The sequence below is a fragment of the Klebsiella scottii genome (assembly GCF_036561945.1).
Taxonomy (GTDB): Bacteria; Pseudomonadota; Gammaproteobacteria; order Enterobacterales; family Enterobacteriaceae; genus Klebsiella; species Klebsiella scottii.
This window is the reverse complement of sequence record NZ_JARXNI010000020.1, coordinates 2,445,984-2,472,055: the sequence shown is the minus strand read 5'-3', so window position 1 is coordinate 2,472,055 and position 26,072 is coordinate 2,445,984. Positions and strand designations below refer to the sequence as shown.

23 protein-coding genes are annotated in these 26,072 nt (G+C 55.7%); 13 read left to right on the top strand and 10 right to left on the bottom strand.

Annotation, left to right across the window (positions count from 1 at the left end; all coding sequences use genetic code 11):
- Nucleotide 1 precedes the first annotated feature (1 nt).
- The 3 genes from QFI97_RS19325 to QFI97_RS19315 all read left to right on the top strand — a co-directional run bounded on the left by QFI97_RS19325 (nucleotide 2) and on the right by QFI97_RS19315 (nucleotide 2,906).
- Complete coding sequence (locus tag QFI97_RS19325) at nucleotides 2-619, top strand: DMSO/selenate family reductase complex B subunit (protein WP_095095630.1); 618 nt, start codon at nucleotides 2-4, stop codon at nucleotides 617-619.
- A 1-nt stretch (nucleotide 620) separates the two neighbouring features.
- Nucleotides 621-1,484: a dimethyl sulfoxide reductase anchor subunit family protein gene (locus QFI97_RS19320; protein WP_346431813.1), complete on the top strand. Its 864-nt coding sequence runs from the start codon at nucleotides 621-623 to the stop codon at nucleotides 1,482-1,484.
- A 273-nt stretch (nucleotides 1,485-1,757) separates the two neighbouring features.
- Nucleotides 1,758-2,906, top strand: coding sequence for an MFS transporter (locus QFI97_RS19315; RefSeq protein ID WP_346431812.1), 1,149 nt, complete (start codon nucleotides 1,758-1,760; stop codon nucleotides 2,904-2,906).
- Nucleotides 2,907-2,961: 55 nt separating this feature from the next.
- On the opposite strand, the gene QFI97_RS19310 is transcribed toward QFI97_RS19315, so the two are convergent.
- The 5 genes from QFI97_RS19310 to QFI97_RS19290 are packed head-to-tail and all read right to left on the bottom strand — an operon-like array spanning nucleotide 2,962 to nucleotide 6,734.
- A complete protein-coding gene (locus QFI97_RS19310; RefSeq protein ID WP_346431811.1) occupies nucleotides 2,962-3,402 on the bottom strand; it encodes a PTS sugar transporter subunit IIA in 441 nt (146 codons plus the stop codon).
- Nucleotides 3,403-3,454: 52 nt separating this feature from the next.
- Nucleotides 3,455-4,366, bottom strand: a complete 912-nt coding sequence (locus tag QFI97_RS19305; protein ID WP_346431810.1) for a transketolase family protein — start codon at nucleotides 4,364-4,366, stop codon at nucleotides 3,455-3,457.
- Nucleotides 4,366-5,163, bottom strand: coding sequence for a transketolase (locus QFI97_RS19300; RefSeq protein ID WP_044352287.1), 798 nt, complete (start codon nucleotides 5,161-5,163; stop codon nucleotides 4,366-4,368). Before QFI97_RS19300 ends, QFI97_RS19305 begins: the two co-directional genes overlap by 1 nt.
- Nucleotides 5,164-5,175: 12 nt before the next feature.
- Nucleotides 5,176-6,441, bottom strand: a complete 1,266-nt coding sequence (gene ulaA / locus QFI97_RS19295) for a PTS ascorbate transporter subunit IIC (protein WP_095095648.1) — start codon at nucleotides 6,439-6,441, stop codon at nucleotides 5,176-5,178.
- A gap of 17 nt (nucleotides 6,442-6,458) precedes the next feature.
- Nucleotides 6,459-6,734 (bottom strand): PTS sugar transporter subunit IIB, encoded by a 276-nt coding sequence (locus QFI97_RS19290; RefSeq protein WP_095095651.1) that lies wholly within the window; start codon nucleotides 6,732-6,734, stop codon nucleotides 6,459-6,461.
- A 122-nt stretch (nucleotides 6,735-6,856) separates the two neighbouring features.
- On the opposite strand from QFI97_RS19290, the gene QFI97_RS19285 reads away from it, so the two are divergent.
- Nucleotides 6,857-7,705, top strand: coding sequence for a MurR/RpiR family transcriptional regulator (locus tag QFI97_RS19285; protein ID WP_095095654.1), 849 nt, complete (start codon nucleotides 6,857-6,859; stop codon nucleotides 7,703-7,705).
- A gap of 88 nt (nucleotides 7,706-7,793) precedes the next feature.
- Here the strand turns inward: QFI97_RS19285 and pflA are convergent, their stop codons facing one another.
- The 4 genes from pflA to ycaO form a co-directional block, all read right to left on the bottom strand.
- The gene (gene pflA / locus QFI97_RS19280; protein WP_041144788.1) at nucleotides 7,794-8,534 is read right to left on the bottom strand and encodes a pyruvate formate lyase 1-activating protein; all 741 of its coding nucleotides are present in this window, start codon (nucleotides 8,532-8,534) and stop codon (nucleotides 7,794-7,796) included.
- Between the two features lie 205 nt (nucleotides 8,535-8,739).
- Nucleotides 8,740-11,022 (bottom strand): formate C-acetyltransferase, encoded by a 2,283-nt coding sequence (pflB, locus tag QFI97_RS19275; protein WP_095095657.1) that lies wholly within the window; start codon nucleotides 11,020-11,022, stop codon nucleotides 8,740-8,742.
- A 51-nt stretch (nucleotides 11,023-11,073) separates the two neighbouring features.
- Entirely contained in the window at nucleotides 11,074-11,931 is an 858-nt protein-coding gene (gene focA, locus QFI97_RS19270) for a formate transporter FocA (protein ID WP_095095660.1), read from the bottom strand.
- 384 nt (nucleotides 11,932-12,315) lie between these two features.
- Nucleotides 12,316-14,076, bottom strand: coding sequence for a 30S ribosomal protein S12 methylthiotransferase accessory factor YcaO (ycaO, locus tag QFI97_RS19265; RefSeq protein WP_346431809.1), 1,761 nt, complete (start codon nucleotides 14,074-14,076; stop codon nucleotides 12,316-12,318).
- Between the two features lie 138 nt (nucleotides 14,077-14,214).
- On the opposite strand from ycaO, the gene QFI97_RS19260 reads away from it, so the two are divergent.
- The 6 genes from QFI97_RS19260 to ihfB all read left to right on the top strand — a co-directional run bounded on the left by QFI97_RS19260 (nucleotide 14,215) and on the right by ihfB (nucleotide 20,787).
- A complete protein-coding gene (locus QFI97_RS19260; RefSeq protein ID WP_095095665.1) occupies nucleotides 14,215-14,907 on the top strand; it encodes a DUF421 domain-containing protein in 693 nt (230 codons plus the stop codon).
- A 310-nt stretch (nucleotides 14,908-15,217) separates the two neighbouring features.
- On the top strand, nucleotides 15,218-16,306 hold the full coding sequence (gene serC, locus QFI97_RS19255; protein ID WP_095095668.1) for a 3-phosphoserine/phosphohydroxythreonine transaminase: 1,089 nt from the start codon (nucleotides 15,218-15,220) through the stop codon (nucleotides 16,304-16,306).
- A gap of 72 nt (nucleotides 16,307-16,378) precedes the next feature.
- Nucleotides 16,379-17,662, top strand: a complete 1,284-nt coding sequence (aroA, locus tag QFI97_RS19250; protein ID WP_095095673.1) for a 3-phosphoshikimate 1-carboxyvinyltransferase — start codon at nucleotides 16,379-16,381, stop codon at nucleotides 17,660-17,662.
- 193 nt (nucleotides 17,663-17,855) lie between these two features.
- Nucleotides 17,856-18,539: a (d)CMP kinase gene (gene cmk / locus QFI97_RS19245; protein WP_041144795.1), complete on the top strand. Its 684-nt coding sequence runs from the start codon at nucleotides 17,856-17,858 to the stop codon at nucleotides 18,537-18,539.
- Nucleotides 18,540-18,674: 135 nt separating this feature from the next.
- A complete protein-coding gene (gene rpsA, locus QFI97_RS19240; protein WP_004860074.1) occupies nucleotides 18,675-20,348 on the top strand; it encodes a 30S ribosomal protein S1 in 1,674 nt (557 codons plus the stop codon).
- Nucleotides 20,349-20,499: 151 nt separating this feature from the next.
- The gene (ihfB, locus tag QFI97_RS19235; protein WP_004100704.1) at nucleotides 20,500-20,787 is read left to right on the top strand and encodes an integration host factor subunit beta; all 288 of its coding nucleotides are present in this window, start codon (nucleotides 20,500-20,502) and stop codon (nucleotides 20,785-20,787) included.
- Nucleotides 20,788-20,803: 16 nt separating this feature from the next.
- Here ihfB and QFI97_RS19230 read toward each other — a convergent pair whose 3' ends face one another.
- The gene (locus tag QFI97_RS19230) at nucleotides 20,804-20,998 is read right to left on the bottom strand and encodes a hypothetical protein (protein WP_095095676.1); all 195 of its coding nucleotides are present in this window, start codon (nucleotides 20,996-20,998) and stop codon (nucleotides 20,804-20,806) included.
- Here QFI97_RS19230 and QFI97_RS19225 point away from each other — a divergent pair.
- From QFI97_RS19225 to lpxK, 3 genes are read left to right on the top strand one after another with little or no spacing between them, the layout of a single operon-like run.
- Nucleotides 20,997-23,261 carry a ComEC family protein gene (locus QFI97_RS19225; RefSeq protein WP_346431808.1) on the top strand — a complete coding sequence of 755 codons (2,265 nt, stop codon included), beginning with the start codon at nucleotides 20,997-20,999 and terminating at the stop codon, nucleotides 23,259-23,261. The two genes, QFI97_RS19230 and QFI97_RS19225, sit on opposite strands and share 2 nt — an antisense overlap.
- 36 nt (nucleotides 23,262-23,297) lie before the next feature.
- Nucleotides 23,298-25,046 carry a lipid A ABC transporter ATP-binding protein/permease MsbA gene (gene msbA / locus QFI97_RS19220; protein WP_095095681.1) on the top strand — a complete coding sequence of 583 codons (1,749 nt, stop codon included), beginning with the start codon at nucleotides 23,298-23,300 and terminating at the stop codon, nucleotides 25,044-25,046.
- The gene (gene lpxK / locus QFI97_RS19215) at nucleotides 25,043-26,023 is read left to right on the top strand and encodes a tetraacyldisaccharide 4'-kinase (RefSeq protein ID WP_331835673.1); all 981 of its coding nucleotides are present in this window, start codon (nucleotides 25,043-25,045) and stop codon (nucleotides 26,021-26,023) included. Before msbA ends, lpxK begins: the two co-directional genes overlap by 4 nt.
- The last annotated feature ends 49 nt before the right edge of the window (nucleotides 26,024-26,072 follow it).

The following is a 26,072-nucleotide window of genomic DNA, read 5'->3' as shown; positions in this document are numbered from 1 at the left end:
GATGACAACTCAATATGGATTTTTTATCGATTCCGCCCGTTGCACCGGTTGTAAAACCTGCGAACTGGCTTGTAAAGACTATAAGAACCTGACGCCGGACGTCAGCTTCCGTCGCATTTATGAATATGCGGGCGGCGACTGGCAGGAGGATAACGGCGTCTGGCAGCAGAACGTGTTTGCCTACTACCTCTCTATCGCCTGTAACCACTGCGAGGACCCGGCCTGTACCAAGGTGTGTCCGAGCGGAGCAATGCATAAGCGTGACGATGGCTTTGTGGTGGTGGATGAAGACGTCTGTATCGGCTGCCGCTATTGCCATATGGCCTGTCCGTACGGCGCGCCGCAGTACAACGCGGCGAAAGGGCATATGACCAAGTGCGACGGCTGCCACGAGCGCGTCGCCGAAGGTAAAAAACCGATCTGCGTCGAGTCCTGCCCGCTGCGGGCGCTGGACTTTGGCCCAATCGAAGAGCTGCGGCAGAAGCACGGCAAGCTGGCCGCCGTTGCGCCGTTGCCGTCGGCGCATTTTACGCAACCCAGTATTGTCATTAAACCGAACGCCAACAGTCGCCCGTGTGGCGATACAACCGGCTATCTGGCCAACCCGAAGGAGGTGTGAGATGGGAAGTGGATGGCATGAATGGCCGCTGATGATCTTCACGGTCTTTGGTCAGTGCGTGGTGGGGGGCTTCATCGTCCTGGCGCTGGCTCTAATGAAGGGCAGCCTGTCGCGTGAGCAGCAGCAGCGCGTGGTGCTTAGCATGTTTGGCCTCTGGGTGCTGATGGGGATTGGCTTTATCGCCTCGACGCTGCACCTGGGATCGCCGATGCGGGCCTTCAATTCGCTGAACCGCGTAGGCGCATCGTCGCTGAGTAATGAAATCGCCAGCGGAGCTCTCTTCTTCGCCGTAGGCGGTATTGGCTGGCTGCTGGCGGCGGTTAAGAAGCTGCCGGCCGGGCTGCGCAGCCTGTGGCTGATCGTCACGATGGTATTGGGCGTCATTTTCGTCTGGATGATGGTGCGGGTGTACAACACCATTGATACGGTGCCGACCTGGTATAGCGTCTGGACGCCGCTGAGCTTCTTCCTGACGCTGTTTATCGGCGGGCCGCTGCTGGGCTATCTGCTGCTGCGCGTGGCCGGCGTGGAAGGTTGGGCGATGCGCCTGCTGCCCGCCATAACGCTGGTGGCCCTGGTGGCTAGCGTCGTTGTGGCGCTGATGCAGGGCAGCGAGCTGTCGACTATCCATAGCTCCATCCAGCAGGCGTCTGCGCTGGTGCCAGCCTACGGCTCGCTGATGGCCTGGCGCGTAGCGGCGCTGGCGCTGGCTTTGGCGTGCTGGGTTGCGCCAATGCTTAGAGGGTATCAGCCGGCGGTACCGCTGCTAGGCCTGGCATTTGCGCTGGTGCTGGTGGGCGAGATGGTGGGCCGCGGGGTCTTCTACGGTCTGCATATGACGGTTGGCATGGCTATCGCCAGCTAAGCCGCTATTCGCGCCGGAACCTGGCGGTTCTGGCGCGATAAAAAATGCGCTCTCTTCATGAAATATTTCAACTGATATTCCCGCCAGTTAATTCCAATAAATTAATAAAAACAATGGAATAATATAAAGAATAATTCTGCCGCCTCGCCGATGGATAAAAAACTTCAATCGTTGCCCGAGAAACCGCGTCCTGCCTGATTTCAGGTGGATTGACAATGTTTTTAGCGGTGGCATGATGCGCACGAAATCTGAACTTCCTCACGGTTTATATCCATGTCCATCTACACCCGGCCGGTGCAAATGTTGCTCTGCGGCCTGCTTTTGTTGACGCTGGCGATAGCGGTTTTAAATACCCTCGTCCCGCTTTGGCTCGCCCATGAAAACATGCCTACCTGGCAGGTCGGGATGGTTGGCTCATCCTATTTCACCGGTAACCTGGTCGGAACCCTGATGGCCGGATGGGTCATTAAACATCTGGGATTTAACCGTAGCTACTATCTTGCCTCGCTGATTTTTGCCGTCGGCTGCGTTGGGCTTGGCGTCACCATTGGCTTCTGGACCTGGTTTAGCTGGCGTTTTATCGCCGGCGTAGGCTGCGCAATGATTTGGGTGGTGGTGGAAAGCGCGCTGGTTTGCAGCGGGACCACCCGCAGCCGCGGTCGCCTGCTGGCAGCGTACATGATGGTTTACTATGTCGGTACCGTGCTGGGCCAGCTGATGGTGAGCAAGCTGCCGACGGATCTGATGAGCGTTCTGCCCTGGGTGACCGGGCTGGCGCTGGCCGCAATCCTTCCTCTGCTGTTTACGCGCGTGGTCAATCAGACGGATGAGCCGCACGAGCCGGCCCGCATCTGGCCGATGCTCAAGCTTCGTCAGGCTCGCCACGGCGTTAACGGCTGCATTATTTCCGGGATCGTCCTCGGCTCGCTGTACGGGCTTATGCCGCTGTGGCTGAATCATCAAGGGGTGAGCGACGCCGGGATTGGTTTCTGGATGGCGGTGATGGTGAGCGCCGGGATCCTCGGGCAGTGGCCGGTGGGGCGGCTGGCGGATCGCTATGGGCGTCTGCTGGTGCTGCGCGTTCAGGTCTTTATCGTTATTCTCGGCTGTCTGGCAATGCTGAGCCAGGCCGCGATGGCTCCTGCTCTGTTTATCCTTGGCGCCTCGGGCTTTACGCTGTATCCGGTGGCGATGGCGTGGGCATGCGAAAAAGTTGAGCGCCATCAGCTGGTGGCGATGAACCAGGCGCTATTGATGAGCTACACCATCGGCAGCCTGCTTGGGCCGACTCTTACTGCGATGCTGATGCAGAATTTATCCGATAATTTGCTGTTTATTATGATTGCCAGCGTGTCGTTTATTTACCTGCTGACGCTGCTGCGTAAAGCGGGGCACCACCCTACGCCGGTGGCTCACGCGTAATTTTTCTTCGGGCCTTCGCTACGGTGATAATAAAAGGGGACTTTGTCCCCTTTTATTATTTGCAGCCAGCGACGAGCGCATCAAGCTGGTTCTGATGCTCCACCCTGGTGAGCTGACGCAGTCGATCCTCCTCATCCAGCCAGCAGACTAATCGCTGGATCGTCTGAATATGTTGTTCGCTATCGGCCGCGGCCAGGACGATAATCAGCCGCACATCGGGGTGATCGGGAAACGCCACGGCTTCGGCGCAGCAAACCAGTGAGAGCACGCTGTGCGGGCTCAGAACCCCTTCATCCGGGCGGGCGTGCGGGAGCGCAAATTCCGGAGTGAGTATGTACCAGGGGCCATTTTCCTCGGTGGCGCTGATGATGGCATCCGCATAGCCGGCGCTGATTTTCCCCTGCTGCGCCAGCGGGCGGCAGGCCAGCTTAATGGCGCCGCGCCAGTCCAGACCACGCTCGGTGTACTGACAAGCGGCAAATAATTTCGCATCCATGTCGGCTCCTCAAATAGCGAGCCGGTCACTGGGCGACCGGCTCGTGCGACGGTCAGCGAAGCGCGTTATACAGCGCCTCGCCGGAGATGCCGTATTTTGCCTTGAGCTGCCGGCTGTTGCCCGACTCGGTGAAGGTATCCTGCGTTCCCAGGCGCGTCAGGCGCGCCGGATGGGCCGCCTGGGCCATCGCTTCGGCTACCTGACCGCCAAGGCCGCCGTTTACCGTGTGATTCTCCAGCGTGGCGATCAGCGGGCAGTTTTCGACCAGCGCATAAAATTCCTGCTGGTTAAACGGTTTGAGCGTCGCCACGTGGATGAGCTTGCCTTTCTTGCCGCTGGCAACCAGCTTTTCATAGCCTTCGCTGGCCTGTTCCAGCACCGTGCCCTCAAAGAGAATGGCGAACTCGTTGCCGCTGCTGGCGATGGCCGCGATATCGGTGACCCGGGGTATCACGCTTTTATCGCGCACCGGCATCGGTTCACGCGCCACGCGGATATAAACCGGGCCTTTGATTTTTGCCGCCTGCTCAAAGGCGTCGGCTATTTCTTCGGCATCTGCCGGCGTCAGGATCGTCAGGCCCGGCAGCACACGGGTCAGGGCAAGATCCTCCAGCGCGTGGTGCGAGGCGCCGTCCGGTCCGTCATCCATTCCCGGATGGCTACCCACCAGCTTGACGTTGGCTTTGGCGTAGCAGGCCTGTCGCAGCTGGGTCCATGCCGTCCCCGTCACAAACATTGCAAAATTGACATAGAAGGGGATATAGCCCTCAAGCGCCTGACCCACGGCAAAACTCATCGCTGAACCTTCCGCAATCCCCATTTCGAAGAAGGCCTCCGGGTAGCGCGCCTGAAACTGGTCGGTGCGGGTTGAACTGGCTAAGTCACTATCGATAGCGACGATGGGGTAGCCTTTTTCTTTCAGGGCAATCAGTGCATTACCGATCTCATCACGCGGTGCTTTCATCACTGTAACTCCTCCATTGCCTGCTGGTATTGTTCGTTGGTCGGGGTTTTTGAGTGCCAGTCGCCGTTATTTTCCATATAGCTGACGCCGGATCCCTTGGTGGTATGGGCAACGATGGCTACGGGCTTGCCTTTCAGATGGCGGGAGAGCATCAGGGTGTCGGCCACCTGGTGCATATCATTACCGTTATGCAGCTCCAGCACGTGCCAGCCGAAGCTGCGGATCTTATCCGCCAGCGGCTCGAGATTAACCACCTCATTGACCGGATCGTGGGAAGAGAAGCCGTTGTAATCGATAATCGCGACCAGATTATCCATTTTCATATGCCCGGCCTGCTGTAGGGTTTCCCAGATTTGCCCTTCGTGCATTTCGCCATCGCCGATGATGGCAAATACCCGATGAGGCTCGTCGCGCCGCTTTTTAGCGGCCGCCATACCGAAGGCGACGGATAGCCCCTGGCCGAGCAAACCGGTCGTCGCGTCGACATCCGGGAGCGATTTTATGCTGGGGTGTCCCTGCAGGCGCGAATTGATCTGGCGGAAGGTATTGAACTCGCTGCGATCGATTTTCCCTTTTTGGTAAAGCATGGCGTACTGCGCGGCAACGGCATGCCCTTTGCTCATGACGACGCGTGCGCGGGGCGAGGCCGCCAGGTCAACCTCCTGATAATAGATCCAGGTGAGAATATCGATTATCGATAAGGCACCGCCCGGGTGGCCAATGCCGGACTCATAAATCATCGTGACGATATCGCGGCGAGCGGCGAGCGCATGGGACTTCAGTTCATCAATGTTCATGTTGTTTCCTTCTTATGGCAGCATTTTGCCGATGTAGTACACAACCAGGCCCAGGGCGACAAAGTCGGTTTCCGGGAAGCTGGTTCCCGACAGGCCGACGGACTCCATGATGGGGTAGATCAACGCAGGGCCAATGCCGATAAGGATCCCGGTGACGAAGCTGCCGGCGATGGCCCCTTTCCAGCCGCCGGAGGCATTACCAAATACCGCTGCGGTGGCGCCGATAAAGAAGTAGGGGATAGCCACCGGAATAATGACGGTTTGCCCGAGGATCGCGAGAAAGCCCATCACCACCAGCCCGCCAACAAATGAAGAGATAAATCCCAGTACCGTGGCGGTTGGCGCATACGGGAAAACGACCGGGCAATCGAGGGCGGGTTTGGCGTTGGGAATGAATTTCTCCGAAATGCCGAGGAAGGCCGGGACAATTTCAGACAACAGCAGGCGTACCCCGGTAATGATGATGTACAGAGACGCGGTGAAAGTGAGCGACTGGAACAGAGGGTAAACCAGCCAGTGCATTCCGCCAGCCGCCGCCGTGACCGCCTCTTTCCCGGCGGCGAGCGCCGCAATGTAATAGAAAATACTGACCGAGATTGATACGGAGACGATGTAATCTTTAAAGATCCCCAGCCAGCCGGGCAGGTTCAGCTTTTCGGTCGACTGCTTAGGATCGCCCACCTTTGAACCGATCCATCCGGATGCCGCGTAGGCCAGCGTCACGTAGTGCCCCATCGCAATTTCATCATTACCGGTGATTTTTCTCATCCACGGCTGGGCAATTGCCGGGTACAGACAGGCGGCCAGCCCCAGCAGGATTGAACCGACAATAATGGTGGTCATGTCGCTATAGCCGAGCGCTTTCAAGGTGACGGTCAGCAGGGCCGAGAGATAGAGATTATGCTGTCCGGTGAGAAAGATGTATTTGAAAGGGGTCACGCGGGCAAAGAACAGGTTCCAGCCAAAACCAATCACCATAATGAGCGAGACGCACATCGCGAATTTAGTTTGCGCCAGTCCGGTCAGCGCTTCCGCCAGCGGCATAACGCCTTTCAGACCAAAGCCATCGCTGAATAATGTCTGAAAATTGCCGAGAGAGGTCACGGCCAGCCCGGCCCCACCGGCAAAAACCAGAAAGCCGACAATGGTTTTGAAAGTCCCGGAGAGCACTTTTTCAATGGGCTTTCGTTGGATCAATAAGCCAATTAATGCGATAAAACCAACTAAAAGTGGGGTGACGCCCAGAATGTCGAATACAATAAATCTGAGGAAATCCATATTGCCTCCGGGAGAGGTTAGTTGTGCTGGATTACGCGGATAAGCGCTGATTCCATTTCTTCACTGTTCATCAGGTCGGTGATACCGATAGCTTTAAACCCGGCAGCTTCGACTTCATCGGTGAGATCGCGCATCGTGATCACGAAATCAATATCTCGCCAGGTTCGTAAACCTGAGAGAACGTCGTGTTCCAGTTCGATATCCCAGCCGTGTTTATCGATGATTTTTTGTGCTTTTATTTTGAGCATTAAGGAACTGCCCATACCGGTGCGACAGACGATGAGACCTTTCATGAGATGTTCTCCTGTTTGTAAAAATAATTATTTTTATTTGTTTGTGTGAGATAATAATTATTATCTTTAGCGCGAAACGAAAGATGTGACTGTGTTTGCATTTTGAGCAAGAAAGGCAAAAAATGAGCCAGATAGACAATAATTTGTTGATAAACATACGAAATGGGTCTTCAGAACTCAGCCCGATACTGGAGAAAGTGGGCCGTTTTATTGCGGAAAATCCTGATTTTGTGATGCGGCATACGATTTCAGAACTGGCCGACTCTGTTGATACCAGCGAGGGCAGCATCACCCGTTTTTGTCGGGCGTTTGGATTTAAAGGTTTCTCAGATTTCAGAACGGCGCTGGCGGTTGAGCAGGGGGCTGCCCGCTCGGAAGCCGGCGATGACGACGATATTGCGCCGGTGCTGGCGAGCATTCGCGATAGCAATACCATTATCGATGCTCAGGAGCTGCAAAGCGCAGCGGTTTGGCTGAATGCGCTGAATAACATTGCCATTTATGCGGTGGGTACGGCGGTGCCCGTTGCCCTGTTTCTGCAAATGAATTTAATCAACATGGGCAAAGTTGCCAGCTTCGTCGATCGCTCTTATCCGGCGGCGATCCCGATATCAACCGATCGGCAAAAGACGGGAATTATCGTCGTTCATACCGAACAGGCCTCGGCGGATATGATGCAGGCTTTGACGCTGGCAAAGCAGCAGGGGGTGAAAATATTGTCGCTTACGCGCGGCACGTTTACGCCACTGGCCCGTTTATCGGACTGGAACCTGCAGGCTGCGGTGGCTTTACAGGGGGAAGGTGAATCAGGATTTGCCGAAATTGCGGGAGCAATGATGGTTGCCGATCGGATGCTTCGCGCGCTGGAGGAGCAGGATGAGCGCTATGTGGAGTATCGTAAGGCGCATCAGAAACGCATTTTCTCGATTGAAAGCGTGGCTAATAAGCTGTCGCAATACTTTATGTCGTAAGCTTGCCGAAGCGTTTTCCGCCCGGATAAGACGTTCTGCGCCGCTATCCGGGGAAAATTCTGCTTAGCCGGGCACGCCGCCCGTCGGCTTAGTACATGACCTTATGGCCATACTGCTCGAGGATGCCTTTTACGCGCTCCATGGTCTCTTTCTTCGGCGGATGCACGCCATCAAGCTTGTACTCTTCGCCCATCGCCACCCATTTATGTTTGCCTAGCTCGTGATACGGCAGCAGCTCGATTTTTTCGACGTTGCCCATATCGCGGGTAAACTCGCCGAGGCGGTGTGCGGAATCATCATCATCTGACCAGCCGGGCACCACCACATAGCGGATCCAGACGTTGATATTCTTCTGTGACAAATAGCGGGCAAACTCCAGCGTTCGGTGGTTAGAGACGCCGACCAGATTTTGGTGGATTTCATCATTCATCTGCTTAAGGTCAAGCATCACCAGATCGGTCACTTCAAGCAGCTCGTCAATCACCGGATCGTAGCGTCGAACAAAGCCGTTGGTATCGAGGCAGGTATGAATGCCTTCCTTGCGGCAGGCGCGGAACCAGTCGCGTACGAATTCAGCCTGCAGGATAGCCTCACCGCCGGACGCGGTCACGCCGCCGCCGGAAGCGTTCATAAAATGACGGTAGGTAACGACCTCTTTCATCAGGCTTTCGACGGTCACTTCCGTGCCGCCGTGGGTATCCCAGGTATCGCGGTTATGGCAATACAGGCAGCGCATCAGGCAGCCCTGGAAGAAGGTGATGAAGCGGATCCCAGGGCCATCGACGGTGCCACAGGATTCAAAGGAGTGAATGCGACCAATAGTTGACATTGCGGTGGTATCTCCAGATTCGGTCCGTCCGGGACCTGTGATGCACAGCTCAAACCGGCTGTGTTAAGTCTGTTTTGGCAGTTATCCATTCAGTATAGATAGCGGACAAAAGAGACTGGGGGACAGGGAGGTATCGTTAAAAAGGCCCCACTTGCGTGGAGCCTTTATTGTACGCTTTTTATATCGCGATTTCAGTCAAAACCCATTACATGGTCTGAGTGAAGGTACGAGTGATAACGTCCTGCTGCTGTTCTTTAGTCAGGGAGTTAAAACGTACTGCGTAGCCAGATACGCGGATGGTCAGCTGCGGATATTTTTCCGGGTTTTCCATCGCGTCGAGCAGCATTTCACGGTTCATGACGTTGACGTTCAGGTGCTGACCGCCTTCGATAGAAGCTTCGTGGTGGAAGTAACCATCCATCAGGCCGGCCAGGTTAGTCTTACGAACTTCGTCGTCTTTACCCAGAGCGTTAGGAACGATAGAGAAGGTGTAAGAGATACCATCTTTAGCGTAAGCAAACGGCAGTTTTGCAACGGAGGTCAGAGAGGCAACGGCACCTTTCTGGTCACGGCCGTGCATCGGGTTAGCACCTGGTCCGAACGGAGCGCCAGCGCGACGACCGTCAGGGGTGTTACCGGTTTTCTTACCGTACACAACGTTCGAGGTGATGGTCAGAACGGACTGAGTCGGGATAGCGTTGCGGTAGGTGTGCAGTTTCTGAATTTTCTTCATGAAACGTTCAACCAGATCGACCGCCATGTCATCTACGCGAGAGTCGTTGTTACCAAACTGCGGGTATTCGCCTTCGATTTCGAAGTCGATAGCCAGACCGTCTTCGTCACGAATCGGTTTAACTTTCGCATATTTGATAGCAGACAGGGAGTCAGCCGCAACGGACAGGCCGGCGATACCGCATGCCATAGTACGAACAACATCACGGTCGTGCAGCGCCATCAGAGATGCTTCGTAGCTGTACTTGTCGTGCATGTAGTGGATGATGTTCAGCGCGGTGACGTACTGTTTAGCCAGCCAGTCCATGAAGTGATCCATGCGTTCCATAACTTCATCAAAGTTCAGAACGTCGCCTTTGATCGGTGCAGACTTAGGACCAACCTGCATTTTCAGTTTTTCATCAACGCCGCCGTTGATAGCGTACAGCATGGTTTTCGCGAGGTTAGCACGAGCACCGAAGAACTGCATTTGCTTACCAACAACCATCGGGCTTACGCAGCAAGCGATAGCGTAGTCATCGTTGTTGAAGTCCGGACGCATCAGATCGTCATTCTCATACTGCAGAGAAGAGGTATCGATGGAGACTTTAGCCGCGTATTTTTTGAAGCTCAGCGGCAGTTTTTCAGACCACAGAATAGTGATGTTCGGCTCCGGAGACGGCCCCATGGTGTACAGGGTGTTCAGGAAGCGGAAGCTGTTTTTGGTAACCAGAGTACGGCCATCAACGCCCATACCGCCGATTGATTCAGTTGCCCAAATCGGGTCACCGGAGAACAGTTCATCATATTCAGGAGTACGCAGGAAACGAACCATACGCAGTTTCATGACCAGGTGGTCAATCATTTCCTGAGCGTCCTGCTCGGTGATTTTACCGGCTTTCAGGTCACGTTCGATGAAGATATCCAGGAAGCTGGAGGTACGACCGAAGGACATTGCCGCGCCGTTCTGAGATTTAACGGCAGCCAGGTAACCGAAGTAGGTCCACTGGATAGCTTCTTGCGCAGTTTTTGCCGGAGCGGAGATATCGCAGCCGTATTTTGCTGCCATTTCTTTGATCTGACCCAGCGCACGATACTGCTCGGAGATCTCTTCGCGCAGACGGATGGTCGCTTCCAGATCTTCGCCGTTTTCCAGTCTTTCTTGCAGAGACAGGAACTGAGCGTATTTGTCTTTCATCAGGAAGTCGATACCGTACAGCGCAACGCGACGGTAGTCACCGATGATACGGCCGCGGCCGTAGGCATCCGGCAGACCGGTTAGCACGCCAGATTTACGACAGTTCAGGATGTCTTTGGTGTAAACATCAAAAACGCCCTGGTTGTGAGTTTTACGGTACTCGGTGAAGATTTTTTTCAGCATCGGGTCCAGCTCGCGATCGTACGCTTTGCAAGAACCTTCAACCATTTTAATGCCGCCGAACGGGATGATCGCACGTTTCAGCGGAGCTTCAGTCTGCAGACCAACGATTTTCTCGAGCGCTTTCTCGATGTAGCCTGCGTCGTGAGAAGTGATGGTGGATGCAAGGGAAGTGTCAAAATCAACAGGCGCGTGAGTGCGGTTTTCCTGTTTAACACCTTCCATTACGTTGTCCCACAGCTTGGTGGTCGCGTCAGTGGCGCCAGCCAGGAAGGACTCGTCACCTTCGTACGGGGTATAGTTTTTCTGGATAAAGTCACGGACGTTGACTTCGTTCTGCCAGTCACCTTTCGCAAAACCTTCCCAGGCTGTGGCTAACTTTTCATTAAGCTCGGACATGTAACACCTACCTTCTTAAGTGGATTTTTTATTTACTGCCTGAAACAACCCTTAGTGATGGTCGTCGCCACGCAGGTAAATGACCCAGTATGTCAGCCCAACCAGCAGACCACCGCCAATAATGTTCCCGATAGTTACCGGAATCAGGTTATCAGTGATGAAGTTCATGATGGTCAGGTGAGAGAAACTTTCCGGAGTTGAACCAACGGCGGTCCAGAATTCCGGGCTTGCAAAGTCGCGGATTACGATACCCATCGGGATCATAAACATGTTAGCGATACTGTGCTCGAAGCCGCTGGCAACAAACATGGCTACGGGGAGAACCATAATCATTGCTTTGTCCATCAGGCTGCGGCCGGAGTAGCTCATCCACACCGCGAGGCAGACCATCAGGTTCGCCAGGATACCCAGGCTGACGGCTTCAATAAATGTATGATGCATTTTGTGGTCAGCGGTTTGCAGGACGTTGAGCCCCCAACCGCCGTTGGCGGCCATATATTCACCCGACAGCCACATCAGCAGCACGAACAGCAGTGCGCCTATCAGGTTACCAACATAGACGTTGAGCCAGTTTATTGCCAGTTGACCCCAGGTAATCCGTCCGCTGGCTTTCGCCACAACGATCAGTACGGTGGAGGTAAACAGGTCGGCACCGCAGATGACGCACAGAATCAAGCCGAGTGAAAAGCAGATCCCCCCGATAAGCTTGGCAATACCGAAAGGCATCGCGGCAGTACCGGTCGTCGCGGTGATGTAGAAGACAAAAGCAATGGAGATAAAGACACCAGCGGTAATCGCCAGATAAAAGGTCTTCATCGGGTGCTTTGTCGCTTTATAGACACCCGCTTCTTCGGCGACTTTCGCCATCGCTGCGGGGAGTAAAAGATCAAAAGGGTTGTCAGCTTTCACACTAACTCTCTCTTTATATAAGTTGGCGGTGAGATACTAACAAAGCATTATAGAAGGGAAATTGATGTAGATCATATCCCACCGGAACTATAAGCCCGTTTAGCGTATGGTTTTTGGGGTAATTGATACTAACAATTTGTTTTTTAACGGGAAAATAAAGTTTAAAATTTACAAATTATGTTGATTTTTTTCATTTTTGGGCTAAAGCATCGGTTAATTAAAATGGGGTATTTTTATTAAAATTAACATCTCCAAGGTGCTGTGCGATCAATTTTCACTGTAAATTAACTTTGCAACTACAAGTTATTGGCCCCGTGAATCAAATATAAAAAAACGGAGCCGTAAACGACTCCGTGATGGGGCACTCTGCGGTAGGGCTAAAGGCTATTCAGCCCAGTACGCCGCTTTAGCACGCTGCAGCTTTTCGTAGGCTTTCAGTAAGGACTGATGGGCCGGGAACGCATGCAGATCGCTATCTACCGCCTGCAGGCCGTAGAACGGCGCTTCACCGCTTAGCGCAGCGCTGGCGGCTTCCACCGCATCTGCGCCGTACATGCGGACAAAGGCATTCAGATACTGCAGCGGCTGGCGTTCTTCTTCCTGGCTCAGCAGCAGCAGCGTTTGCAGGCAGCGGTAGTAGTTTGCGCGCTCTGCGCTGAAGATTGACGCATTGAACTCAATGGTCCATTCCGTCCAGATCAGCGCCTGCTCCAGATCGCCGCCAGCCAGCGCCAGCATCGCTTTCAGTTCGCCAATACGCAGCGTATACCAGCCGTTGTCTTTGCCCGTTGCCAGACCCAGCAGTTCGCGGACGCGGGTGAAGTCGTCGTTGCCTTCATCGTCCAGCTGCTCAATCAGCGCCAGATAATCTTCTTTCTCCCATTCGCTGCCCGGCAGAGAGAGGAGCGTTTCGCGCAGATGGCTGCCCATGCTGTTGTTCGCCAGCCACAGATCTTCTGCCGGATAGATATCCGACATGCCCGGGACGATGATCCGACAGGCGTAGACGCTCAGGTGCTCGTAATCGGCGATGTAGACCTCTTTATCTTCTTCTTTAAAGATGGCCATCAGGGTGGCGAACTCTTCTTCCGTAGTGCCGGAGAAGTTCCAGTCGACGAACGGATAGTCGGCATCCTGTTTGAACATATCCCAGGAGATCAGGCCGCTGGAGTCGATAAAGTGGGTTTCAAGGTTGGCGTGCTCAGCAACTTCTTCGTCATCGAAGGTTGGCGGCGTGAAGACGTCGAGATCCTTCAGGCTACGGCCCTGCAGCAGTTCGGTGACGGTGCGCTCCAGCGCGACGCCGAAGTCAGGATGCGCGCCGAAGGAGGCGAAGCAGGTTCCGTTTTCCGGGTTAAACAGCACCACGCAGATCACCGGATACTTGCCGCCCAGCGAGCCGTCGTAGGCAAAAATCGGGAAACCTTCCGCTTCCAGCTTATTAATCGATTCCACCACGCCCGGATAGCGGGCCATCACTTCGGCAGGGATTTCCGGCAGGCTGATGCTTTCCGCAATGATGCGGTTCTTGATATGGCGCTCAAAGACTTCCGACAGGCCCTGAACGCGCGCTTCGTTAGCGGTGTTGCCCGCAGACATCCCGTTAGAAACGTACAGGTTGCCAATGATATTCATCGGAATATAGACGGTTTCACCGTCGGACTGACGGGTGAACGGCAGGCCACAAACGCCGCGATCGTCATTGCCGGACTGCAGATCGACCAGCATGCCGGCGGTCAGCTGATCGTCAGGATCGTAGAAGGCGCGCAGGCGAGGATCCAGCAGCCCCTGCGGCACTTCGTCATCTTCGGTCAGCGGGAACCATTTTTCGTTTGGATAGTGAACAAACGGCCCGTTAGCGATGGTTTCGCCTAACCAGAAGTCGGCGAAGAAATAGTTGGTCGACAGACGTTCGAAGTACTCGCCCAGCGCAGAGGCCAGCGCCGCTTTTTTGGTCGCGCCTTTACCGTTGGTGAAGCACAGCGAGCAGGCTTTATCGCGGATATGAACTGACCATACGTGCGGTACCGGATTCAGCCACGAGGCCTCTTCAATATCAAATCCGAGGTCGAGCAATTTCTGCTGGAAGCGAGCGATGGAATCTTCCAGGGCGGCGTCTTTGCCGGGGATAAACGTTTGAGTCATAGCGGTCACTTTTTTCGTACGTAAAGCGCGCAATGATACGGGGTTTGTGTGTCAGGCGCTATCTTCGTGAAGGCCCCGGCGAAAATAAAAGCCTGGGCTATGCTTACAGCCAGTAACCTACTGTTAAGGCATTAAAAAATGAAAGCGTTCGATCTTCATCGCATGGCGTTTGATAAAGTTCCGCCGGAGTTTTTAGGGGAAGTCGCGCTGCGCAGCCTCTACACCTTCCTGCTGGTTTTCCTGTTCCTTAAAATTACCGGGCGGCGCGGCGTCCGCCAGATGTCGCTCTTTGAAGTGCTGATCATTTTGACGCTAGGCTCTGCGGCCGGGGACGTCGCCTTTTATGATGACGTGCCGCTGATCCCGGTATTTATCGTTTTTGTCACCCTGGCGCTGCTGTACCGCCTGGTGATGTGGCTGATGTCCAAAAGCGAGAGGCTGGAAAACCTGCTGGAAGGAAAGCCGGTGGTTATCGTAGAGGCAGGGGAGCTGGCGTGGGAGAAAGTCCGCAGCGCCAACATGACCGAGTTCGAGTTTTTTATGGAGCTTCGTCTCTACAGCGTGGAGCAGCTCGGCCAGGTGCGGCTGGCGATAATGGAAACTAACGGTCAAATCAGTATGTACTATTACGCTGATGAAGAGGTGAAGCCGGGGCTATGCATTCTGCCGGACGGCTGCTATGAGCGTTTTGTGACCATTCCTGAGCGCGGCGAATATGCCTGCGTGCGCTGTAGTCAGGTGATCGAGATTGAGGCCGGTAAAAAGCAATTATGTCGACGCTGTCAAAATCCAGAATGGGCGAGGGTTAGCAGAGCTAAACGCATCACCTGACAGCCTTTTTGTCGGTTTTGTTCCGGAGGGGTAGTGAATTGTTTTGTGTGAAGCCGATCATATTTTTCCGGTCATAAGTTTTAGGCATTGCGATGCGTGTCGCTGAATGATAAAACCGATGTACCCGTCATACTTCAGGCTGCATGCGCGCTGGCTGCATTCATTCAATCCGCCCGCATACTTCAGCAGGCCCCAGCGGATTAATCCACTGGGCGCCCGCCTGCAGCCCGAATTATCAGGGTCAGATACCGGAATAACTTATGCACGCGACAGTTCGCGAGCAAATAACATAGCAACGTGGTGAGGGGAAATGGCTCAGGTCTATAACTTTAGTTCGGGCCCGGCAATGCTGCCGGCGGAAGTTCTCAAACTGGCTCAGCAGGAGCTTTGCGACTGGCAGGGTCTGGGAACGTCGGTAATGGAGATCAGTCACCGTGGTAAAGAGTTTATCCAGGTGGCCGAGGCGGCGGAGCAGGATTTTCGCGATCTGCTCAACATCCCCTCCAACTACAAAGTTTTATTCTGCCATGGCGGCGGTCGCGGCCAGTTTGCCGGCGTACCGCTGAACCTGCTCGGTGATAAAACCACCGCTGACTACGTTGACGCTGGCTACTGGGCAGCAAGCGCCATTAAAGAAGCGAAAAAATACTGTTCGCCAAATACCATCGACGCCAAAGTGAGCGTTGATGGCCTGCGGGCCGTCCGTCCGATGAGCGAATGGCAGCTGACGCCGGGCGCGGCCTACCTGCACTATTGCCCGAATGAAACCATCGACGGCATCGCCATTGATGAAACGCCGAACTTCGGCGATGATGTCGTTGTCGCCGCTGATTTCTCCTCGACTATTTTGTCTGCGCCGATCGATGTCAGCCGCTTTGGCGTTATCTACGCCGGCGCGCAGAAAAACATTGGTCCGGCGGGGCTGACGCTGGTAATCGTTCGCGAAGACCTGCTGGGTAAAGCGAACGTCGCCTGCCCGTCAATACTCGATTACTCCGTGCTTGATGCCAATGATTCGATGTTCAACACGCCGCCGACCTTTGCGTGGTACCTGTCAGGCCTGGTCTTCAAATGGCTGAAAGAGCAGGGCGGCGTTGCGGCAATGGATAAAATCAACCAGCAAAAAGCCGATCTGCTCTACGGCGCGATCGACGGCAGCAGCTTCTATCGTAACGACGTGGCGGCGGCCAACCGCTCCCGCATGAACGTCCCGTTCCAGCTGGCCGACAGCGCGCTGGACAAGCTGTTCCTCGAAGAGTCCTTCGCCGCCGGCCTGCATTCACTGAAGGGGCACCGCGTCGTGGGCGGCATGCGCGCATCTATCTACAATGCGATGCCGCTGGCTGGCGTGAAGGCGCTGACCGACTTTATGCAGGACTTTGAACGTCGTCACGGCTAATCATCGTTGTGCTTTTCATCCCCGCAGCCGGTCTGCGGGGTTTTTATTCCGTTTTTTTGAGAGTTGAGTTTGATGGAATCCCTGACGTTACAACCCATCGCGCGCGTGGATGGCACCGTGAACCTGCCTGGGTCTAAAAGTGTCTCTAACCGCGCTTTGCTGCTGGCGGCATTAGCCCGTGGCACCACGGTGCTGACCAACCTGCTGGACAGCGACGATGTACGCCACATGCTGAATGCTCTGAGCGCCCTGGGAGTTCATTACACCCTGTCCTCCGATCGCACCCGCTGCGAAGTGACCGGCAACGGTGGTCCGCTGCAGGCGAATAGCGCGCTGGAGCTGTTTCTTGGCAATGCCGGGACCGCAATGCGCCCGCTGGCGGCAGCCCTGTGCCTGGGAAGCAACGATATTGTGCTGACCGGCGAACCGCGGATGAAAGAGCGTCCGATTGGTCATCTGGTTGATGCGTTACGTCAGGGAGGCGCGCAGATTGAGTATCTGGAGCAGGAAAATTACCCGCCTCTGCGCCTGAACGGCGGCTTCGCCGGCGGCAGCGTTGAGGTTGACGGCAGCGTTTCCAGCCAGTTCCTCACTGCTCTGCTGATGGCTGCGCCGCTGGCGCCGCAGGATACCGTTATCACCATTAAAGGCGATCTGGTTTCCAAACCCTATATTGATATTACGCTGCACCTGATGAAGACCTTCGGCGTTAACGTTGAAAACCAGTCCTATCAGCGTTTTGTCGTCCGCGGCAACCAGCAGTATCTCTCCCCGGGCGACTACCTGGTTGAGGGCGATGCCTCTTCCGCGTCCTACTTCCTCGCGGCGGGCGCCATTAAGGGCGGTACGGTAAAAGTGACCGGCATCGGCCGTAACAGCGTGCAGGGCGATATCCGCTTTGCCGACGTGCTGGAAAAAATGGGCGCTATCGTGAGCTGGGGCGATGACTATATTGCCTGTACCCGCGGTGAGCTGAACGCCATCGATATGGATATGAACCATATCCCGGATGCGGCAATGACTATCGCCACCGCGGCGCTGTTTGCCAAAGGCACCACCACGCTGCGCAATATTTATAACTGGCGCGTGAAAGAGACCGATCGTCTGTTTGCGATGGCTACCGAACTGCGCAAAGTCGGCGCAGAGGTGGAGGAGGGCGAGGATTACATCCGCATTACGCCTCCGGTGGAGCTGCAGTTTGCTGAGATTGGCACCTATAACGATCACCGCATGGCGATGTGCTTCTCGCTGGTGGCGCTTTCCGACACGCCGGTGACGATCCTCGATCCGAAGTGCACGGCGAAAACCTTCCCTGACTACTTCGAGCAGCTGGCGCGGATTAGCACCCTGGCGTAAGCGCCTGCGGTTGCGCAAACGTAAAGCTTTGTCATCTCCGGGCTGATATTCCGTCAGCCCGCTATAATTGCGCAATTATTCTGCATTTCATTTCCGGTCGTCCGTATTTTGCATCCAATGCTCACTTTCCGTCGTATAGATGCGTATAATGCGCGGCGTTTATATTCTATGCGCCTTGCTGAAGGAGAAAAAGATGACGGCAGCTATTCCGGTAATCACCATTGATGGGCCTGGCGGTGCGGGTAAGGGAACGTTGTGCAAGGCGATGGCGGAAGCTTTAGGCTGGCATTTGCTGGATTCCGGCGCTATCTATCGCGTTCTGGCGCTGGCGGCGCTGCATCATCATGTGGATGTTGAATCTGAAGAAGCCCTGGTGCCGCTGGCCGCGCATCTGGACGTGCGCTTTATTTCCACCGACGGCAGCCTCGAAGTTATCCTGGAAGGTGAGGACGTCAGCGCGGCGATCCGCACGCAGGAAGTGGCGAATACCGCCTCGAAAGCCGCGGCTTTTCCCCGGGTGCGTGAAGCCTTGCTGCGCCGTCAGCGGGCGTTTCGCGAGCTGCCGGGTCTGATTGCCGACGGGCGGGATATGGGCACCGTGGTATTCCCCGATGCGCCGGTGAAAATTTTCCTTGATGCGTCCGCGCAAGAACGTGCGCATCGGCGCATGCTGCAGTTGCAGGAAAAGGGCTTTAGTGTTAACTTTGACCGCCTTTTATCCGAGATAAAAGAGCGTGACGACCGCGATCGTAATCGCAGCGTGGCGCCGCTTGTCCCGGCTGCTGATGCTTTAGTTCTCGATTCTACTGAACTAAACATTGAGCAAGTAATTGAAAAAGCGCTACAATATGCGCGCGAGAAATTGGCAGTCGCTTAGCCGTTACCGGCAAAGCGCAGCGGCCTCCGAATTATAGCAGTACCCCCGCAGCAACGGAGTGTTAGCGGGTATGTTAAACAACCCCATCCGGCATGGAGCCAGGTGGACGTTAAATATGAAACCTGAAGATTAAACATGACTGAATCTTTTGCTCAACTATTTGAAGAATCCTTAAAAACAATCGAAACCCGTCCGGGTTCCATCGTTCGTGGCGTTGTTGTTGCTATCGACAAAGATATCGTACTGGTTGACGCCGGTCTGAAATCTGAGTCTGCCATTCCGGCAGAGCAGTTCAAAAACGCCCAGGGCGAGCTGGAAATCCAGGTCGGTGACGAAGTTGACGTTGCTCTGGATGCAGTAGAAGACGGCTTCGGTGAAACCCTGCTGTCCCGTGAAAAAGCTAAACGTCACGAAGCTTGGATCACGCTGGAAAAAGCTTACGAAGAAGCTGAAACTGTAGTCGGTGTTATCAACGGCAAAGTTAAAGGTGGCTTCACTGTTGAGCTGAATGGTATTCGCGCGTTCCTGCCGGGTTCCCTGGTTGACGTTCGTCCGGTTCGCGACACGCTGCACCTGGAAGGCAAAGAGCTTGAGTTCAAAGTAATCAAGCTGGACCAGAAGCGTAACAACGTTGTTGTTTCCCGTCGTGCCGTTATCGAATCCGAGAACAGCGCAGAACGCGATCAGCTGCTGGAAAACCTGCAGGAAGGCATGGAAGTCAAAGGTATCGTTAAGAACCTCACTGACTACGGCGCATTCGTTGATCTGGGCGGCGTCGATGGCCTGCTGCACATCACCGACATGGCGTGGAAACGCGTTAAGCATCCGAGCGAAATCGTAAACGTTGGCGACGAAATCACTGTTAAAGTGCTGAAGTTCGACCGCGAGCGTACCCGTGTATCTCTGGGCCTGAAACAGCTGGGCGAAGATCCGTGGGTAGCTATCGCTAAACGTTATCCGGAAGGTACCAAACTGACCGGTCGCGTGACCAACCTGACCGACTACGGCTGCTTCGTTGAAATCGAAGAAGGCGTTGAAGGCCTGGTTCACGTTTCCGAAATGGATTGGACCAACAAAAACATCCACCCGTCCAAAGTTGTTAACGTTGGCGACGTAGTGGAAGTTATGGTTCTGGATATCGACGAAGAACGTCGTCGTATCTCCCTGGGCCTGAAGCAGTGCAAAAACAACCCATGGCAGCAGTTCGCGGAAACCCACAACAAGGGCGACCGTGTTGAAGGTAAAATCAAGTCTATCACTGACTTCGGTATCTTCATCGGCCTGGACGGCGGCATCGATGGCCTGGTTCACCTGTCTGACATCTCCTGGAACGTTGCAGGCGAAGAAGCAGTACGTGAATACAAAAAAGGCGACGAAATCGCAGCAGTTGTTCTGCAGGTTGACGCAGAACGTGAGCGTATCTCTCTGGGCGTTAAGCAGCTCGCAGAAGATCCGTTCAACAACTGGGTTGCACTGAACAAGAAAGGCGCAATCGTAAACGGTAAAGTCACTGCAGTTGACGCTAAAGGCGCAACCGTAGAACTGGCTGACGGCGTTGAAGGTTACCTGCGTGCTTCTGAAGCATCCCGTGACCGCGTTGAAGATGCGACTCTGGTTCTGAGCGTTGGCGATGACGTTGAAGCTAAATTCACCGGCGTTGATCGTAAAAACCGCGCAATCAGCCTGTCTGTTCGTGCGAAAGACGAAGCTGATGAGAAAGATGCAATCGCAACTGTTAACAAACAGGAAGATGCAAACTTCTCTAACAACGCAATGGCTGAAGCTTTCAAAGCAGCTAAAGGCGAGTAATCTTAGTCTTTCGGGTTACAACAACCTGAATTACGACGAGTTTACTTGACAGATTGCAGGATTCGTCCTGTAATCAAGCACAAAGGGCGGCTACGGCCGCCCTTGTTTAAAGCTGTTAGCTAATTTGGCCTTGAAGGAAACCGGAGGAAAAATGACCAAGTCAGAATTGATAGAAAGACTTGCCAGCCAGCAATCTCACATTCCTGCGAAAGCGGTTGAAGATGCTGTTAAAGAAATGCTGGAACATATGGCCTCAACGCTTGCTCAAGGTGAGCGCATTGAAATCCGCGGTTTCGGCAGCTTCTCTTTGCACTACCGAGCACCTCGCACCGGGCGTAACCCGAAAACTGGCGATAAAGTCGAACTGGAAGGCAAGTACGTTCCGCACTTTAAGCCTGGGAAAGAATTACGCGACCGCGCCAATATTTACGAAGAGTAAGTTTCGCTGAACGGCGTTAACGTACTCCGAAGATAAAAAAAGCACCTGAGGGTGCTTTTTTTATGCCCGCAATCCAGCCCTCCTCGCAAACGCCCGTCTGCCTGACTGCAACGCCCTGATATCTCCGGAAGCCGGGCTCCACGCCGCCAAATTTCTGGCTGACGGCCTGCCAGCCCGACGCGATACTTTCCTGAAACAGGGAGGTTGGCATGCGTTTACCACAGCTTGCTGGTTGTGCGATTGTCGGAATCTTGCCGCTGCTGCTGTTAGCGCGCCTGCCCGCGCTGGCTACCGTCTGGTGGCTGATAGCCTCAGCGCTTGCCGCGTCGCTATTCCGCTGGCGGCCCTTACGCTTCGCGGCGCTGACGCTGCTTTTTTTCCTCTGGGGCGCGCTGAGCGCTCATCAGGTCCTCTGGCCGACGCACGCCTTGCCCGGCAGCCCCCGACGGGTAGAGATTGAGCTGACGGCGACGGACGAGCGGACAACCCATCAGGGAAATATCATCCGGGTGGACGGGCATCGGCTATTCCCGGCGCCGGGGATCGCGCTTTATGGTCAGACGCTTCCCGAACCGCCGTGCGCAGGTCAGCGCTGGATGATGACCGTCCATATTCGGCCGGTACACGGCCAGCTTAATGATGGCGGTTTTGATAGCCAGCGTTTTGCCCTGGCGCAATATCGCCCCGTGACCGGGCGCTTCACGTCAGCTGAGGCCCTGGACCTGCGCTGCAGCCGACGCGCGGTCTATCTGCACTCGTTAACCCGCACCCTCGATACGCTGCCGTGGCGGTCGGTGATATTAGGGTTAGGGATGGGAGAGCGGCTGGTGGTGCCGAAGGAGATCAAGGTCCTGATGCAGGAAACCGGGACCTCCCATCTGATGGCCATCTCCGGCTTGCATATTGCGTTAGGCGCTCTGCTGGGTGGGCTGCTTACTCGCGGCGTGCAGCTCTTTTTCCCATGTCGCTGGATTGTCTGGCAGCTGCCGCTGCTGACCGGCCTGGCGTGCGCGCTGTTCTATGCCTGGCTGACCGGCATGCAGCCGCCGGCGCTGCGAACCTGCGTCGCACTCGTCGCCGGCTGCGGGCTGCGGCTGTCCGGCAGGCGCTGGTCGTCATGGCAGATATGGGCATGCTGCGTTGGCGCCATTCTGTTTACCGACCCGCTGGCCGTTCTATCTGACAGCCTGTGGCTATCGGTATTTGCCGTGGCGACGCTCATTTTTTGGTACCAGCTGGTGCCGCGACCCTCAACATCGCGGAGCTGGCTGCTGCGCCATGTCCTGGGGTTAGGCCACCTGCAGTTCGGGCTGATGCTGCTGCTGTTGCCGATGCAGATTGTCATCTTTCACGGTATCAGCCTGACCTCGTGGCTGGCGAACCTGGTTGCCGTGCCGCTGGTCACTTTTGCTATCGTCCCGCTGATTCTGGCGGCGATGCTGCTGCATCTCTGCGGGCCTGCGGCGGTGGAGATGGCGTTATGGCTATCGGCAGATCGCCTGCTGGCCGCGCTGTTCTGGTTTTTACGCTGGCTACCGCAGGGCTGGCTGCCGCTGGATTCTCGCTGGACCGGCGTCAGCGCGCTGCCCTGGCTGCTGCTGCTGGTCTGGCGCTTTCACGCCTGGCGCTCGCTTCCGTCTCTGTTCCTGAGCAGCATCATGCTGCTGAGCTGGCCCTTCTGGCGTCCGATGGCGAAGGAGGAGTGGCGCGTGACGATGCTGGACGTCGGGCAGGGGCTGGCGATGGTCATCGAACGGCAGGGGGCGGCTATCCTCTATGACACCGGTCCGGCCTGGCCCGAGGGTGACAGCGGTCAGCTGATAATCACCCCCTGGCTACGCTGGCATCATCTACGGGTGGAAGGGTTTATTTTGAGCCATGAGCATCTTGACCACCGCGGCGGCCTGAATTCGATACACAAAGTCTGGCCCGCGGCCTGGATACGCAGCCCTCTGGGGTGGGAGGGGCATCGCGCATGCCGAAGAGGAGAGCGCTGGCGATGGCGTGGCTTAACCTTTCGCGCGCTTTGGCCGCTGCCGGGAGCGACTACGACCGGCAATAATCGCTCCTGCGTGGTGCGCATTGATGACGGCCAGCGCAGTATTTTGCTCACCGGTGATATCGAAGCTGCGGCAGAGCGCGCAATGCTGAGCCGCTACTGGCAGCATCTGGCGTCTACACTTATCCAGGTTCCACATCATGGCAGCAACACCTCCTCGACCATTGCGCTGCTGCAGCGCACCGGTGGACAGGCGGCGCTGGCTTCGGTATCCCGCTATAATGCGTGGCATATGCCCTCGGATAAGGTTGTTCAGCGCTACCGACAGCAGGGTTACCGCTGGTTCGATACGCCCCATCAGGGGCAAATTACGGTTATTTTTTCCACAGATGGTTGGCAAATCCTTAGCTTACGAGATCAACTTTTACCTCGTTGGTATCATCAGTGGTTTGGCGAGACCGAGGATAACGGGTAGAATATGCGGCTATTTCAACATAAGCTGGTTTACTGAATGCAGAATGATAAAGATCTCTCCACGTGGCAGACCTTCCGCCGCCTCTGGCCGCTTATTGCGCCATTTAAAACCGGACTGATCGTCGCGGCAATTGCGTTAGTCTTTAACGCGGCTAGTGATACCTTCATGCTATCGCTTCTTAAACCGTTACTGGATGATGGTTTTGGTAAAACGGATCGCTCAGTGCTGCTGTGGATGCCGCTGGTGGTTATTGGGCTGATGCTGCTGCGTGGCGTCACCAGCTATATATCGAGCTACTGTATCTCGTGGGTTTCCGGCAAGGTCGTGATGACCATGCGACGCCGTTTATTCAGCCACATGATGGGGATGCCGGTCTCCTTCTTCGATAAGCAGTCCACCGGGACGCTGCTGTCGCGTATTACCTATGATTCCGAACAGGTTGCGTCGTCCTCATCCAGCGCGCTGATAACCGTCGTGCGCGAAGGCGCGTCGATCATCGGTCTGTTTATCATGATGTTCTACTACAGCTGGCAGCTGTCGCTGATTCTGATCGTGCTGGCGCCGATCGTCTCCGTCGCGATTCGCGTGGTATCCAAGCGTTTTCGTAACATCAGCAAGAATATGCAGAACACCATGGGCCAGGTGACCACCAGCGCGGAACAGATGCTCAAAGGGCATAAAGAAGTGCTGATGTTTGGCGGCCAGGCCGTGGAAACCAAGCGTTTCGATAAAGTCAGCAACAAAATGCGCCTGCAGGGGATGAAAATGGTCTCCGCATCGTCCATCTCTGACCCCATCATTCAGCTGATCGCCTCTCTGGCGCTGGCGTTTGTGCTGTACGCCGCCAGCTTCCCAAGCGTCATGGAAACGCTGACTGCCGGTACGATTACCGTGGTCTTCTCCTCGATGATCGCCCTGATGCGTCCGCTGAAGTCTCTCACCAACGTCAATGCTCAGTTCCAGCGCGGGATGGCCGCCTGCCAGACGCTGTTTGCTATTCTTGATTCCGAGCAGGAAAAAGACGAAGGCAAGCTGGTTATCGAGCGCGCGAAGGGGAGCCTTGAGTTCAATAACGTCACCTTTACCTATCCAGGCCGCGAAACGCCGGCGCTGCGCAATATCAGTCTGGATATTCCGGAAGGCAAAACCGTCGCCCTGGTGGGGCGCTCGGGATCGGGTAAATCGACAATCGCGAGCCTGATCACGCGCTTTTATGATATCGATGAAGGCCAGATTTTGCTCGACGGTCACGATCTGCGTGAATACACCCTGGCCTCTCTGCGCGATCAGGTCGCCCTGGTTTCGCAAAACGTGCACCTGTTCAACGATACCGTAGCCAACAACATTGCCTACGCGCGCACCGAAGAGTACAGCCGCGAGCAGATCGAAGAGGCGGCGCGGATGGCCTATGCCATGGACTTTATCAGTAAAATGGATAACGGCCTCGATACCGTCATCGGCGAGAACGGCGTGCTGCTTTCCGGCGGTCAGCGTCAGCGTATCGCCATCGCGCGCGCGCTGCTGCGTAACAGCCCCATCCTGATCCTCGATGAGGCAACGTCGGCGCTGGATACCGAATCTGAGCGCGCCATTCAGGCGGCGCTGGACGAGCTGCAAAAAAACCGCACCTCGCTGGTGATCGCTCACCGCCTGTCAACCATTGAGCAAGCCGATGAAATCGTGGTGGTCGAAGATGGACGCATCGTTGAACGCGGCAGCCATGCTGACCTGCTGGAACATCGCGGCGTTTACGCTCAGCTGCATAAAATGCAATTTGGCCAATGATCGCGCGCATCTGGTCCGGTGAGTCGCCTTTATGGCGGCTGCTGCTTCCGCTCTCCTGGCTTTACGGCCTGGTGAGCGGCCTGATTCGGCTCAGCTATCGGCTGGGGCTGAAGAAAGCCTGGCGGGCGCCGGTCCCGGTGGTGGTTGTCGGAAATCTTACCGCGGGCGGTAACGGCAAGACGCCGGTTGTCATCTGGCTGGTGGAGCAGCTGCAGCAGCGCGGGATCCGCGTTGGCGTTGTTTCCCGCGGCTACGGCGGCAAGGCGGCGAGCTACCCGCTGGTGCTCAATAACACCACCGCAACCGCGGAAGCCGGCGATGAGCCGGTGCTGATTTATCAACGCACCGGCGCGCCGGTGGCGGTCTCCCCGCAGCGCAGCGATGCGGTGCGGGCGCTGCTGGCCGCGCACGACCTGCAGCTTATCGTCACCGACGATGGCCTGCAGCACTACGCGCTGGCGCGCGATAAAGAAATCGTGGTTATTGACGGCGTACGCCGTTTTGGCAACGGCTGGTGGCTGCCGGCCGGGCCGATGCGCGAACGCGCCTCACGCCTGCGCTGCGTTGACGCCATTATCGCTAACGGGGGCGTCGCGCGGCCGGGAGAGATAGCCATGCAGCTGCGCCCCGGACAGGCGGTGAATGTGCTAAACGGCGAACGGCGTGACGTGGCGAGCTTTGATAACGTCGTGGCGATGGCCGGGATCGGCCATCCGCCGCGCTTTTTTGCGACCCTCGAAAGCTGCGGCGTGCGGCCGGTAAAAACCGTGGCGCTGGCCGATCATCAGGCCCTCACCCGGGCCGACGTTTCCGCGCTGGTGACCGCGGGGCAAACGCTGCTGATGACCGAGAAAGACGCGGTGAAATGCCGGGCGTTTGCCGAAGCCAGCTGGTGGTATCTGCCCGTCGACGCCATAATGACGGATGAACGCGCGCAGCGGCTGCTTACGGATCTGGTCACGCTGGCGCAACGTTAGTTTTCGCCACGCCTGCTTTCGGTGCCGCTGTATCGGGGTCCTTGACGGA

Excerpts from the sequence above, each read along its gene's own strand:
- QFI97_RS19325 (WP_095095630.1), top strand. The coding sequence starts at position 2 with ATGACAACTCAATATGGATTTTTTATCGATTCCGCCCGTTGCACCGGT.
- QFI97_RS19320 (WP_346431813.1), top strand. The coding sequence starts at position 621 with ATGGGAAGTGGATGGCATGAATGGCCGCTGATGATCTTCACGGTCTTT.
- QFI97_RS19315 (WP_346431812.1), top strand. The coding sequence starts at position 1,758 with ATGTCCATCTACACCCGGCCGGTGCAAATGTTGCTCTGCGGCCTGCTT.
- QFI97_RS19310 (WP_346431811.1), bottom strand. The coding sequence starts at position 3,402 with ATGGATGCGAAATTATTTGCCGCTTGTCAGTACACCGAGCGTGGTCTG.
- QFI97_RS19305 (WP_346431810.1), bottom strand. The coding sequence starts at position 4,366 with ATGAAAGCACCGCGTGATGAGATCGGTAATGCACTGATTGCCCTGAAA.
- QFI97_RS19300 (WP_044352287.1), bottom strand. The coding sequence starts at position 5,163 with ATGAACATTGATGAACTGAAGTCCCATGCGCTCGCCGCTCGCCGCGAT.
- ulaA (WP_095095648.1), bottom strand. The coding sequence starts at position 6,441 with ATGGATTTCCTCAGATTTATTGTATTCGACATTCTGGGCGTCACCCCA.
- QFI97_RS19290 (WP_095095651.1), bottom strand. The coding sequence starts at position 6,734 with ATGAAAGGTCTCATCGTCTGTCGCACCGGTATGGGCAGTTCCTTAATG.
- QFI97_RS19285 (WP_095095654.1), top strand. The coding sequence starts at position 6,857 with ATGAGCCAGATAGACAATAATTTGTTGATAAACATACGAAATGGGTCT.
- pflA (WP_041144788.1), bottom strand. The coding sequence starts at position 8,534 with ATGTCAACTATTGGTCGCATTCACTCCTTTGAATCCTGTGGCACCGTC.
- pflB (WP_095095657.1), bottom strand. The coding sequence starts at position 11,022 with ATGTCCGAGCTTAATGAAAAGTTAGCCACAGCCTGGGAAGGTTTTGCG.
- ycaO (WP_346431809.1), bottom strand. The coding sequence starts at position 14,076 with ATGACTCAAACGTTTATCCCCGGCAAAGACGCCGCCCTGGAAGATTCC.
- QFI97_RS19260 (WP_095095665.1), top strand. The coding sequence starts at position 14,215 with ATGAAAGCGTTCGATCTTCATCGCATGGCGTTTGATAAAGTTCCGCCG.
- serC (WP_095095668.1), top strand. The coding sequence starts at position 15,218 with ATGGCTCAGGTCTATAACTTTAGTTCGGGCCCGGCAATGCTGCCGGCG.
- aroA (WP_095095673.1), top strand. The coding sequence starts at position 16,379 with ATGGAATCCCTGACGTTACAACCCATCGCGCGCGTGGATGGCACCGTG.
- cmk (WP_041144795.1), top strand. The coding sequence starts at position 17,856 with ATGACGGCAGCTATTCCGGTAATCACCATTGATGGGCCTGGCGGTGCG.
- rpsA (WP_004860074.1), top strand. The coding sequence starts at position 18,675 with ATGACTGAATCTTTTGCTCAACTATTTGAAGAATCCTTAAAAACAATC.
- ihfB (WP_004100704.1), top strand. The coding sequence starts at position 20,500 with ATGACCAAGTCAGAATTGATAGAAAGACTTGCCAGCCAGCAATCTCAC.
- QFI97_RS19225 (WP_346431808.1), top strand. The coding sequence starts at position 20,997 with ATGCGTTTACCACAGCTTGCTGGTTGTGCGATTGTCGGAATCTTGCCG.
- QFI97_RS19230 (WP_095095676.1), bottom strand. The coding sequence starts at position 20,998 with ATGCCAACCTCCCTGTTTCAGGAAAGTATCGCGTCGGGCTGGCAGGCC.
- msbA (WP_095095681.1), top strand. The coding sequence starts at position 23,298 with ATGCAGAATGATAAAGATCTCTCCACGTGGCAGACCTTCCGCCGCCTC.
- lpxK (WP_331835673.1), top strand. The coding sequence starts at position 25,043 with ATGATCGCGCGCATCTGGTCCGGTGAGTCGCCTTTATGGCGGCTGCTG.